Below are 12304 nucleotides of genomic sequence, written 5' to 3' on the forward strand. Positions count from 1 at the left end.
ATTGTCAGGAGTAGCCAGGAGGTCATGCATAGCCTGGTGCTATCCCTATGAATGTTTCCGGATTAAAGTGCCCAGCTTTTTTGTCCTTTGGGCATGGGCCAGCTGCCTTCGAACCGGCCGGGGATCGGCAGGTAGTCGAGTGCCTGTGTTGCCCCGATTTCAGAGGTAAAATAGCCGGTGACGGTCAGTCCTTTCATTTGCAGGAAAAAAGGCTTATCGGAAACAGTGGTCTTTTTAATGATGTCGTTCTTCTGAGTGGCGTCCAGGGCGGCGAAGTCTTTGGAATAGGTTTCTTTAGCGAGTGCATCTACTTTGGCAAGACCATCGTAGAATTTTTTCTGATCTTCCATCACATAGCAATCGCGCATGACGCGCACGATAAATTTCTCGGCCCCGGCTGCTTTGGCGCCTGGTGTGCCGGTAGTAGGGATAATCACATCAGCAACTTCTGCGAGCAGGGCTTCCTGCTGATCGGACACGGCGAGGGACGGGCCGAAATTCAGACGTTCGCCTGCAATGCCGGCCATTAGCGGGGCAGAAATCGCGCCGCCAAGCAGGAAGGTTATTCTTTGAACAGCTTCTCTACGGTTCATGGTTAGGTTATTAAGTCAGGAAATTCAAATAGCTATAAAAAATATCTTTTAAAGATAATTAAGACGGCGGATTTGGGCATCAAAACAGCCCCTTTTTTCCGAATATTCACTCAAAAATACCATTTGCACATCAGATTTCGTGAGGTCCGATGCTAGTGATGATATTTGAATCATATTATTAAACTGGGGGCTAGTCAACAGCAATTTAGAGCTTCTGTTGCGCGGTTTGAAGGTTAAGTAATAGAGGAACGTTGAGTAAATAATGCAGATATCTTCCCTGAAATTTCAGGGAAGATATTTTTTTGAAGCTAAACATGAAAGAGAAAGTACAATTTCATAGTGTATAGATAACCTAACTAGACGAACTGCGGAGATTGTGGCAATTTGGGGAGACTGGCGGATTCCTGATTGTACGATTGAGGCAAAGGGCCGGATACGTCCGGCCTTTTTTATGTACTGACCGCGCCCCAAATACCGTTTCTGACTTGATGTTTGAGGATTTTATCCCTTAATTCGGTCTGTTCATTTTTAACATAGACGCAAATGGAATACAGACAACTGGGAGGATCGGGCTTGAAGGTGCCGGTACTTAGTTTCGGAACTGGTACTTTCGGCGGCACCGGCGATTTCTTCAAGGCCTGGGGCAATACACAAGTGGACGAGGCGGCAAGGCTAGTAGGCTTGTGCATGGATGCGGGCCTCAATTTCTTCGATACAGCTAATGTATATTCGCAGGGCCTGTCTGAAGAAATCCTGGGGAAAGCACTTATCGGACTGCGTGACAAGATCATTCTTTCCACAAAAGCTACGTTCCGAATGGGCGACAAGCCCAACCAATCGGGCTCCGGCCGTTTCCACCTGATCAAGGCCTGCGAGGATAGTTTGCGCAGGCTGCAAACAGATTATATCGACGTTTACCATATGCATGGCTTCGACGGCACGACGCCCGTTGAAGAAACGCTCAGTGCATTGAACGACCTGATTCGCGACGGAAAGGTGCGGTACATTGCCTGTTCCAACTTTTCGGGCTGGCATCTGATGAAGTCTCTTTCAGTTTCGGAACGGTACGGCTGGGCGAAATACATTGCCCACCAGGCGCATTATTCGTTGCTGAGCAGGGAGTTCGAATGGGAACTGATGCCTCTCGGCGTCGACCAGAAGGTGGGTACGATCGTTTGGAGCCCGCTATCGGCTGGCCGCCTGGGAGGTAAATACCGCAGAAACCAGCCGCTTCCGCCCGAGGGGCGTATTGCGCAAGGCGGCGGCGAGGGGCCTGCCATACCCGAGGACTTCTTCTTTAACCTGATCGACGTGCTGGACGAAGTGGCGGCCGAGACTGAAAAAACCGTTGCACAGGTGGCGCTGAACTGGCTTTTGCAACGGCCTACGGTGAGTAACATTGTGATAGGCGCGCGCAATGAGGAGCAATTGAAGCAAAATCTGGGCGCGGTTGGCTGGAACCTGACTTTGGAACAGGTAAAACGTTTGGATGAAGCGAGTGAAAAATCACCTGTGTATCCTTACTGGCACCAACGGAAGAATACCGCTCTAAATCCCCTTCCGGACTTCTATGGACGACTCACGGGCCGTCCATAAATAGCGGCCGTAGGCCGGGTAAGGCCCGGCCTACGGGATATAGAGGCCGTGCTGCATAGCATATACGATGAGGTCGGTGGTGCGCCGGACTTTGAGTTTGTCCATCACGCTGCGGTGGTAATACTGAACGGTATGGGCGCTCAGTTTCAATTCGTAGGCGATTTCCTTGATCGTATGGCCGCCACAAACCTTTTGCAGTACTTCCTTTTCGCGAGGGGAAAGGTGCATTACAACTTCTTCTTCTGTAAATACGCTGTTAATCAAGCTGTCGCGAATGCCTCGGCTAATATACTGCTTGCCCAGCGCAACCTGGAAAATGGATTCCTTGAATTCTTCGAAGGGCGTAGATTTGGAAAGGAAGCCATTGGCGCCCCTCCTGACCGTGTGTTTGATTGTTTGCACGTCGGTCACTGTCGATAGCACGATCACTTTCATTTCCCTGGGTAGCGTCGAACGGCAGACGTCCAGCAGTTCGAGTCCGTTCAGCCCGTTCAGGGCGAGATCCATGACGAGGATATCAGGCGGAGTAGTGCTTCTTTCACTCAGAAAATGCTTGCCGTCAATGTAGGTTTCCACGGCTTGCACTTCAGGCAACATTCTCAGAAGGCTTTGGAGGGCATCGGCTAAAAGAAGTTGTTCGTCGACTAAAACTATGTTCATAGAATTACTTTTACGGTTGTACGGCTAGTTTAAGAGCCCTGTTTTGTACAATTACACCAGCATGCTTTTTAGGGTAATGAACAAAGGAACAGGGGCATATGCGCCGTTGTGTGATAGAGTGGATCGTGCTGTGCTAAATACTCGGAAAGTGCTGAAAATTACCATTAAACGTCAAGCATGGATTATTTTTCGGCGACTACCCTGGGTGAATTTACAACTATTATGTGGATAAAATTAATTTTACTACCCTAATTTTTGGGGGGTATATTCATACTAATAATATGTGGGTTTATTTTGATCCATTTATAAATACATTTGCAAATAAGTACTATCTACATTGAGTAAAATAGTATAACTAGTTAACCTGCTAAATTTGACGTACTTTCATCATTCATCAACATATTTAAACCAATTTTAATAGTACGGTAACAGAAAAACTTTTACTCATCTCTCTTGACCGGCACCCGGTTATTCGTTAAATGAAACCTTCACAGAAGTCCGTCGGGAGTGTTCGCGTATATATGTAAGCGAACGCGCTAATGGGGCACCACTCAGGAATTAATCATGCCGGCGGGTTTCCGGAATTTTTGGTTTGACTATAACTAATTGATTGTCAAGTATTTATGTTCCTTTATTCACATAACGATTTGTTACTATTCTAAAATTTCTATCATTATGAAAAGTTCTATCGGCTCTTTAATTAGAAAACTCAGTGCGCTGAAGGTCGCCGCTGTGCTTGCCGCGACAGTGCTATCTTCGCAGCTATCGTTTGCGGCAGAACATGCCACGTCAGCAAGCAGTGCTACCTCCAGTAACCTCGCACCCGCTTCCGTAACAAAAATCGACAGCGTTACCGGTGCCCCAGACGGGAAATACGGAAGGCTCAATGCTTCTGGATTGAAAATTGCAGTTGTAACGTATGCGAGCTGGGCCAGCGTGACGCTAAACTTGCCTGCGAATGTTGCGGCGGGCCAGAAATCTTATGTGAAAATAAAAGCACCAGTTGCCGAAGGGCTTTCTCTGGATCTGGGAAGTCTGGTGAATTTGCTGGGAATTCTTCAAGCTGATGGTATCGTTACGACAACCAACGCGGGTACTGCATCGGCTGAATTAGTGAAAGATAAGGACAACAATCTATACCTGGCCGTTACGTCGACCGCAAGTTATAATGCTGTAACCGTCCGACTGAACTTCTCCGGTTTTACAGGAATCCTTGGGGTAGCGATTGGTACGGTTCACATGGATGTGGATGCTATTTCCACTTATGCGAATCAGGTGTTCACGCCATGCGAGGCGGCAGGATTCGCCTTTGCCGGCGTCGACCCGAATGCAACGGGTATCGATCTTTCGTTGGTCAATCCATTGCAAGACCCTGAAAAGGCGATCGACGGCGTTGTAACGCCAACCAACTATGCCTTTTTGCAAAATGGTACCGTAGGGGTTGCATCGTCAGTTTCGCAAACTGTTTACCTCGGCACACCATCGCCAGGTACGAACCAGGTTCTGGCGACGATTTCCAGACCAGGGGGACTTTTAAACTTGGCATTATTGAATAACATTAATATCCGGGCCTATCTAGGCACAACGCTCGTTAGTACGCAGAACGTAGGTGGAGGTCTGTTGAGTTTGAACTTACTCACGCCTTTTGAGAACAACAATCTGGTGACGTTGTCCTTTGTTCCGGGTGGCAGCTTCGACAGAATTGTAATCACGGCGACTGCAACTGCGGGGGTATTTAACGGTTTGCGCATTCACGAATTGAGCTCACGCCCTCCTGTAACGTTTACAGGTGGAACAGTAAGCGCTGGCCGTGTGCTCGATCCGGTAGCATCCAATCTATTTGAAGCAGAAACCAACGATATACCAAGTTTCAGCATCCAGTGCGGCTTGCCTACGGAGTTCACTTATGCCTTGTTCGAGGTGTCGGCACCTGGTGGTCGTACTCTGGCCGGTACGTTGCCAAACACTATTACGCTTAATCCTGACGGTAATTTCGCAGGTACTCCTGCTACCGGACAAGACGGTACTTATACGTTCGACGTACAGGCCACCAACCAGTTCGGCCAAACCGCGGTTGCATCTTTCACAATGTTGATCGAAAAAGCGTTGCCAGTAACCCTGATTAGCTTCAAGGCCCTGGCGGAAGGCCAAACAGCCTCTTTGTCGTGGTCTACTTCGGAAGAAACCAACAGCGACCGTTTTGATATCGAACGCAGCCAGAACGGTAAAAACTGGGCGAAGATCGGTTCATTAGCTTCTCACAAAGAGAGCACCGTGAATCAATACTATTCATTCGTGGACGCAACTCCGCTGAGAGGCCAGAACCTCTACCGTCTGAAAATGGTGGATCTCGACGAAACGTACTCTTACAGCAGCATCGAAAACCTGAACTTCAAAGCGCTCGCATTGGCTTACCCTAACCCTGTAAGCGCTTCGCAAAGCCTGACACTCAATGTGGGTGATTGGAGCAAAGTGAGTCTGGTGAAGGTGGTAAATGCCTCTGGTAAAGTCGTTTTCGAAGCTTCCAACGCATTGCTCTCGGGTATCAGCACACGTAATCTTGTAGCTGGTGCATATGTGGTCCAGGTGACACATACCGACGGTACTATAAGCTCTCAGAGATTTGTAAGACAGTAGTCCTGTCCACACGATACACGGGCAAACCGCTGGCCAAAAGTCAGCGGTTTGTTTTTTATATGTTGTGCTTCAAAAAGGAGCGGCAAGTACTTTTTTTAAAACGGTAGAGCGGTATATTTGAGCTTTTAAAGTATCCCGACTACCAACGTTAGTTTTATTATGCCCAGCAAAAGAGGTAAAAAGAGCAAGTTCAGAAAGGTCCTTATTCCGGTATTAAAATGGGCCAGTGCGATTATTCCGGTTTGTGCCTTCATTTACATTCTTTACTACTATAAACAGTTCGACTTCCTGAAAAAGCAGGAAGTGGTGAAAACGGAAACAAAGGTGCTGAGTTCCGGGGACTCTTTGCAAGCAGGAGTGGGGAGATCGGGTGAGGAGCTTGCAGCCAAAATAAATATCACGACCAACGAATGGCATCCGGTGGGTGGTCTCGCCATCCATACGATGGAGCTCGAAAACACCTCGGCCACGCCCGTGAAAAGTGTGGAAGTGGAGTTTAAATACCTCAATGACGTACAGGCTGTCTTAACCTCGAAGATTGTCACCATCAAAACGCCGCTCCCGGCAGGGAAAACCACGAAAGTCTCAGGTCTAAGCGTCGGCTATGTCAACAATGCGGTGGTGGGCTGTGACGCGAAAGTGCTCAGCGCTAGGAAGTAGCGGTTGGGGAATGTACTGTGCTGGTACGATTATTTATGTATATCCGCCAAACCTGACTAACAGCGGATACTATGGCACAGTTACTTCAAAATATCTACAACATTGCACCGATGCTGGTTATCATAGCCCTTTTCGGCGCGGCGGCAGGCGGGTTCTGGCTGGTTCTGGATCTGAACAGGAAGAGCGCGCATACCCACTATTCAATCAGCGAACGTTTGTTTCTCAAACGCAACGCTAACAGGCTTAGAAAAATACATCTGCATTAAGGTAGGGGCATAAAAAAACATCCCAATTACAAGGTAACCGGGATGTCTGATTTTACTCAACGTTATTGAAAACCTTTTCACGGGTTTTCGATACAAACTTAATGATTTCTTTATTCAAAACATTGTTTTTTGTTTAGGAAATAATATTTTTTGTAGCCGTTAGATAGCATGTACTTACTATTCGGTAAGCGATCGCGTATTACTGTTGAGTATCAAGCACTATCGTCCTTACCTGGTCGATAAATTTTTGCAAATCAAGCGCCGAATATTGCTGCTTTTGGGCATTTTCATAGTCAAAATATACCGAAAGCATCCGGTTATATTTAATCAGTGAATCACTTTTGTGTGACTTCAATTCACGCCCTTTGTAGTCACCGTGCTCGTCCATTCGGTCGACCAGGTACGACATCATATAATAATGCATACCGCTATCCTGATCGAATCCTTCGAATTCCAGTGAAGCCAGATCAAGTAACTCTTTGTCCGATTCCGGGAGCAGCCGAATGGAATCGTTGATACGGCTGTACATCTTCATGATATCGGAAATCTCGTTGTAGACGCTCATCGGTACTTCCTCGTACAAGTTGTTAAATACTTTGGGATAGAGTCCTGTATAGCCTTTTTCCAGTATTTCAATCCGTTTTTCGCAGAGATCGCGTTCTTTTTCGTCACCAATGATGGAGAGGATCCTGCACTGGTTTATCAGCAGTTGTCTGTCAATCAGAGGAATGCTTTCAGGAATCATAGTAGGTTGGTTCGACATTTTTGGTAAGTTAATGGTATTAGGTACATTTTATGTTGACTTTCCTTGCAATGTTCCGGAAAGTTTGCTCTTTTACAATCGCATAACTTACGCGGCTTGTCACCGACCGCCGGCGAATATGCTTTCACGACTCAACCTATGGAACAGTTACACGCTGACTCAACCGTCCCGGATAACGATCACAAGAGCCAGGAGCCGCTGTCTGATTATGTGGACCGGATGGAAACGACCGAAAATTTGAAAAAGCTCGCAAAAAAGCTGGAAGTCGACCTGAAAGGCATAGCCCGAACCGAGGAACAGGGTACGCGGGACGTTTCCACGCCGGACGTTCCCACGCCGGACCTTTCTTTCGAGAAGTTTAAGGAAAAACTTAAACAGCGTGACGATCAGTAACCGTACCAGTCACCCCACCAAAATTGCATCTTTTTTCGAATCTCTTCTTCACGCGCATTTCTTCCCGGCTCGAAGAACCTGGTACCCTTCAACTCGTCGGGCAGAAAATCCTGTTTTGCGAAATTGCCTTCAAAATCGTGTGAATACTTGTAGTCTTTTCCATAACCGATCTGCTTCATCAACTTCGTAGGCGCATTACGCAGATGCAACGGCACGGGCAGGTGCGCGGTGCGTGTAGCGGCCTCGATGGCATCGCCGATCGCCATGTAGCTCGCATTGCTTTTGGGCGAAGTGGCGAGGTACACGGCCGTTTGCGAAAGAATAATGCGGCATTCGGGGTAGCCAATTACGTTCACCGCCTGCATGCAGGCATTCGCCATGATCATCGCCGTCGGATTGGCATTCCCAATGTCTTCAGAAGCCATGATCAGCATCCTGCGGGCAATGAACGAGGGATCTTCCCCCGCTACGATCATCCGCGCCATCCAGTAAACCGCCCCGTTGGGGTCGCTGCCACGAAGTGATTTGATGAATGCCGAAATAATATCATAATGCTGCTCACCCGATTTGTCGTACCGCGCAATGTTCTGCTGCGCCACCTCGGTGACCCATTCGTCGGTGATTTCAATCTTTTTAGCGTCGCCTTTGCCCAGTACCACCAGTTCCAGCAGGTTCAGCAACTTGCGCCCATCGCCACCGGAAAGGCGCATTAATGCATCATAGGATTTGAATTTGATATTCTTTTCTTTCAGCCACGGATCTTTTTCCAATGCGCGGGCAATGAGGTCTTTCAGCTCTTTTTCACCAAATGCTTCCAGAATATACACCTGGCAGCGCGAAAGCAATGCGGAGTTTATTTCAAACGAAGGGTTTTCGGTCGTTGCACCAATCAGTGTTACTTGTCCTTTTTCCACCGCGCCTAGCAATGCGTCCTGCTGGCTTTTGTTGTAGCGGTGTATTTCGTCTATGAAAAGGATTGCCGGAAACAGGCCCGAAGGCCGCGCAAGCACTTCACGCAAATCTTTCACGCCGGAGCTGATGGCGCTGAGGTTGTAGAACTGCCGTTTTGTGGTTTCCGCTATGAGTAATGCGAGGGTCGTTTTGCCCACGCCGGGCGGCCCCCAGAAGATCATCGAAGGAATAGCATTCTGCAATATGGCCCGTCGCAGCGGCCCTTTCGGGCCGAGTAGTTTTTCCTGCCCCACAAAATCGTCGAGTGTCCGCGGGCGGAGACGTTCGGCGAGGGGCGTGGTATTCATGTTCATGGGTGAAGTGTCGGAATTTAGCTTGTCAATGTAAGATTAATTTAACACAAAAAAAGCGTGGCAGAGTTCGCCACGCTTTCAAAGGTATTATTTAAACGTTTAAACAGGTTGCTATCAAAAGGTCAGCCTGTCGAGCGTCATTTGCTTTTTGAGGTTGCCCAATGCGCCAAAAACCAGGTTATAGACTGATTGTATATTTATTTTCATCAAATCTGCGATCTCGTGATTGTTGAGGTTCATGTAAAATTTGAGGAAGATAGCCTCGCGCTGGCGGCGTGGCAGGCCGTTGATGGCCACATTCAGGTGCTGGTTGGTGGATTCGAACTCTTCTTCAGAAATAAGATGGTTCTCGTGGGAAGGGGTATTGATATGCCAGTATTCAACCGGGATATCCTCGTTGCTGGTATGCTTTTGCTGTGCATTCAAATGGCGGACCAATTTGCGTTTGATGGAAGCCATCAGGTAAAAGCGAACCGAAGTGGTGTCACCGAGCGTCATGCGGTTTCTCCATAATTCTACAAACAAATCGTGGATACAATCCTTGATAAGAGGCTTGTCGATCGTGAATTGCGAACAGTACTGGTAAAGAATGTGAACGTAAGAGCGGTAGAGGCATGCGTAGGCATTTTCATCGCCTTTTCTGAACTGATCCCAAAAGCATAGTTCTTCTTCTTGCTTGTAGCGTAGGTGAGCCATTGTTTGGAAAGGATTTGGAATTGGGGTTAGGAATGATTGTGAATAATGTCATTATTACACTTGTAAATATATTTATAAAAAAACATATTTTAAAAATATTTTCGTCATAAAATTATATTTCAAAGGTTAATGATGCTATTTCCTGAAAACACCCGGGTTTTATAAACTTGGCATGGTAAACTTGAAATTTTCCCCGTCAAAAAGCCCCTTATCGCTCAGTTTCAGCGAGGGTATCACCAGTAATGCCATGAACGACAGCGACATAAATGGTGATTTTAAGGTCGATCCGAGCACTTCTTTTACAAAATGATCGACTTTTATGTAACTTTCAGCCACTTGGTAACCGTCCTGATCGGTCATTAATCCGGCGATGGGCAGTTCCAGCAAGTGCTCCTCTCCGCCACCTACGGCCGACACGCCCCCCTTCGCCCCGATGATCAGGTTCACAGCCCGGGCAATACTCTCGTCGTCGCATCCGATAGCAATTATATTATGCGAATCGTGCGCGACCGACGAGGCCAGCGCGCCCTGCTTCAATCCGAAATTGCGGATGAATGCAACTGCCGGGCGGGCGGCCACCGGAGCCGCCGAATAGCGATTTACCACCACTATTTTTAATACGTCCTTATCGAGGTCAGGTACTATTGCGCCGTGAATAATTTTTGCGTCCGTTATCCATTCATTTGTAACCAATTGACCATCCAAAGTCTCGATCACCCTGATCTGCGTTTCGGACTTTTTTACAGGATATTTAAAATCCGCCGCGGTTTTCAGTCCGCATGCAAAATGGTTGGGATGTTCACTGCGCAAATCAGTTATGAATGACGCGCCCCGTTTCGCGACCAGCCCGCCGTCAATCCAGGTTTCGAGAATGTTGAATGAGCTTGTATTATCGACGACGATAAAATCGGCAGCATCGCCTTCGCGCAGCAACCCTACATTCAGACTGTAATGGATCACGGGATTAATGCAGGCAGCTTGGAGCACATTCCAAAGGTCGTAACCGAGCGCCAGCGCACGTTTCACGAGTACATTAATATGTCCTTCGACGAGGTTGTTGGGATGTTTGTCGTCGGAACAGAACATAACGCGGTCGGGAAACTCGTCTACGAGCGGGATCAGCGCATCGAAATTCCGGGCTGCGCTACCCTCGCGGATCAGGATTTTGACACCATAATCAATTTTTTCGCGCGCTTCCGCGTAGGTAAAGCATTCATGGTCGGTACTAATTCCGTAACCGGCATATCGCTTTGCCGCCGCGCCGCGCAGGCCTGGGGCATGGCCATCTATTACCTTATTGAAATGTTTCGCCCAGTTGAGCTTTGCTGTCATGTCGGGGTCTTCGTTCAAAACCCCTGGAAAATTCATCACTTCCGCCAGATAACCTATATCATCACTGGCAAGCAACTGGCCCACTTGCTCCGCGTCCACGGTGGCACCTGCGGTTTCAAAAACCGTCGCGGGTACGCACGAGGGAGCGCCGAAGCAGAACTTGAAGGGAACGCGCTTACCGTCTTCGATCATGAAATGCACGCCTTCGACGCCCAGCACATTTGCAATTTCGTGCGGGTCGGACACCGTCGCGATCGTCCCATGTACCACCGCCAGTCTGGCAAACTGCGCGGGCGTGAGCATCGAGCTTTCCACATGCACGTGTGCATCCGTGAAGCCCGGTAATATATAAGGTAATGCAGGGTTCTCCGGACCGGTAACCTCGATTTTTGAAATATGCTTTCCGGTGATATGGATTTCAGCTTCGTGGATGATCTTTTCGAAGATATTGACCAGGTTGGCTTTCATAATGCTGTGTTAAAAGTGGGCAGATGGCCTGAAATAGGGATTTTCCGGAATTCCTTTTGGTATTGCATCGGACTCTTGCCGGTGTGGAGTTTGAAATATTTGTTGAAGTTGGCAAAGTTGTTGAAGCCGCTTTCGAAACAAACCTGCGCAACGGAAATGCGGTTTTCGGAAAGCAGTTTACAAGCATGCCCGATCCTGAGTTCCAGCAGAAACTGCGAGTAGGTTTTGCGGCTACGGCTTTTGAAATACCTGCAAAATGAATGCGGGCTGATGTTGGCGACTTCGGCGATTTCTTCAATCGAGATCTTCTTCTGGAAATTGGAGATCGAGTATTGGTAGATATGGTTGATGCGGTCGGTGTCGTACTGGTCGTACTCGTTCTGGTACTGCGTGTTGGAAAGCAGGTTGATCTCCTCGCAATGCGCCAGTGTTTCGAGTATTTGCATTAACGAGATGATCGGGTTGCCGTTGGTCTGGTTGAGGAGCTCGCGGAGCAGCGTTTTTACTTTGTCGGTCCCTTCGCCGAGTATCTTCATGCCAAGCCGGGCTTTGACGAGCAAATCGTGAATGGCCTTGTTTTCGGGCAGTGCGAGGAAGGTTTTTCCAAAAATATCTTCCGAAAAATGGACGACAGTAGCCTGTGCATAAAGCTGGCTGCCCCGATGGAAGTACTTTTCATCACAGCGCCAGTAATGCGGGAGGTTGGGGCCGATCAGCAGGAGGTCCCCGCTTTGGAAATTTCGGATGTTATCGCCAACGAACTGGGTCCCCGAGCCCTGTTCAATGTGAATAAGCTCTAATTCAGGATGGTAATGCCAGCGGTTGTAGAAGTACAATACAACGTCACGGCGGATGCTGAAAGACTTTTGTAGCCCTTTCGGTACTTTAAGTAGCTGCGGTTTCACAAATAATTACATGATTAAAACCGTAAAAGAGAAATATATGCCAATATAGTTGAAAAATTTGCTAATGTCT

General features: G+C 48.0%; 12 protein-coding genes. 5 read left to right on the forward strand and 7 right to left on the reverse strand.

Features of this window, described 5'->3' with window-relative positions; genetic code table 11:
* Positions 1 to 62: 62 nt before the first annotated feature.
* Positions 63 to 593 (reverse strand): gluconate 2-dehydrogenase subunit 3 family protein, encoded by a 531-nt coding sequence (locus ACTJJJ_RS18425; protein ID WP_188932568.1) that lies wholly within the window; start codon positions 591 to 593, stop codon positions 63 to 65.
* Between the two features lie 543 nt (positions 594 to 1136).
* Here ACTJJJ_RS18425 and ACTJJJ_RS18430 point away from each other — a divergent pair.
* Positions 1137 to 2189 carry an aldo/keto reductase gene (locus ACTJJJ_RS18430; RefSeq protein ID WP_440702622.1) on the forward strand — a complete coding sequence of 351 codons (1053 nt, stop codon included), beginning with the start codon at positions 1137 to 1139 and terminating at the stop codon, positions 2187 to 2189.
* 30 nt (positions 2190 to 2219) lie between these two features.
* Here ACTJJJ_RS18430 and ACTJJJ_RS18435 read toward each other — a convergent pair whose 3' ends face one another.
* Complete coding sequence (locus ACTJJJ_RS18435; RefSeq protein ID WP_188932564.1) at positions 2220 to 2849, reverse strand: LuxR C-terminal-related transcriptional regulator; 630 nt, start codon at positions 2847 to 2849, stop codon at positions 2220 to 2222.
* 675 nt (positions 2850 to 3524) lie between these two features.
* Here ACTJJJ_RS18435 and ACTJJJ_RS18440 point away from each other — a divergent pair.
* The 3 genes from ACTJJJ_RS18440 (at position 3525) to ACTJJJ_RS18450 (ending at position 6412) form a co-directional block, all read left to right on the forward strand.
* Positions 3525 to 5486 carry a T9SS type A sorting domain-containing protein gene (locus tag ACTJJJ_RS18440; RefSeq protein WP_440702623.1) on the forward strand — a complete coding sequence of 654 codons (1962 nt, stop codon included), beginning with the start codon at positions 3525 to 3527 and terminating at the stop codon, positions 5484 to 5486.
* Between the two features lie 159 nt (positions 5487 to 5645).
* Positions 5646 to 6146, forward strand: coding sequence for a hypothetical protein (locus ACTJJJ_RS18445; protein ID WP_188932560.1), 501 nt, complete (start codon positions 5646 to 5648; stop codon positions 6144 to 6146).
* A gap of 71 nt (positions 6147 to 6217) precedes the next feature.
* Positions 6218 to 6412 (forward strand): hypothetical protein, encoded by a 195-nt coding sequence (locus ACTJJJ_RS18450; RefSeq protein ID WP_188932557.1) that lies wholly within the window; start codon positions 6218 to 6220, stop codon positions 6410 to 6412.
* A 199-nt stretch (positions 6413 to 6611) separates the two neighbouring features.
* Here the strand turns inward: ACTJJJ_RS18450 and ACTJJJ_RS18455 are convergent, their stop codons facing one another.
* Positions 6612 to 7175, reverse strand: a complete 564-nt coding sequence (locus ACTJJJ_RS18455) for a YfbU family protein (protein WP_188932554.1) — start codon at positions 7173 to 7175, stop codon at positions 6612 to 6614.
* Between the two features lie 138 nt (positions 7176 to 7313).
* Between ACTJJJ_RS18455 and ACTJJJ_RS18460 the strand changes: the two genes are divergently transcribed.
* Complete coding sequence (locus tag ACTJJJ_RS18460; RefSeq protein WP_440702624.1) at positions 7314 to 7568, forward strand: hypothetical protein; 255 nt, start codon at positions 7314 to 7316, stop codon at positions 7566 to 7568.
* Here ACTJJJ_RS18460 and ACTJJJ_RS18465 read toward each other — a convergent pair.
* The 4 genes from ACTJJJ_RS18465 to ACTJJJ_RS18480 form a co-directional block, all read right to left on the reverse strand.
* On the reverse strand, positions 7562 to 8833 hold the full coding sequence (locus tag ACTJJJ_RS18465) for a replication-associated recombination protein A (protein ID WP_188932550.1): 1272 nt from the start codon (positions 8831 to 8833) through the stop codon (positions 7562 to 7564). The genes ACTJJJ_RS18460 and ACTJJJ_RS18465 overlap by 7 nt on opposite strands.
* 114 nt (positions 8834 to 8947) lie before the next feature.
* Positions 8948 to 9529, reverse strand: coding sequence for an RNA polymerase sigma factor (locus ACTJJJ_RS18470; protein ID WP_015815162.1), 582 nt, complete (start codon positions 9527 to 9529; stop codon positions 8948 to 8950).
* A 159-nt stretch (positions 9530 to 9688) separates the two neighbouring features.
* Positions 9689 to 11329, reverse strand: coding sequence for an adenine deaminase (ade, locus tag ACTJJJ_RS18475; RefSeq protein WP_440702625.1), 1641 nt, complete (start codon positions 11327 to 11329; stop codon positions 9689 to 9691).
* Positions 11326 to 12234: an AraC family transcriptional regulator gene (locus tag ACTJJJ_RS18480; RefSeq protein ID WP_188932546.1), complete on the reverse strand. Its 909-nt coding sequence runs from the start codon at positions 12232 to 12234 to the stop codon at positions 11326 to 11328. Before ACTJJJ_RS18480 ends, ade begins: the two co-directional genes overlap by 4 nt.
* Between the last annotated feature and the right edge of the window lie 70 nt (positions 12235 to 12304).

The organism is Dyadobacter sp. 22481 (assembly GCF_052044875.1).
GTDB classification, from domain to species: Bacteria; Bacteroidota; Bacteroidia; order Cytophagales; family Spirosomataceae; genus Dyadobacter; species Dyadobacter endophyticus.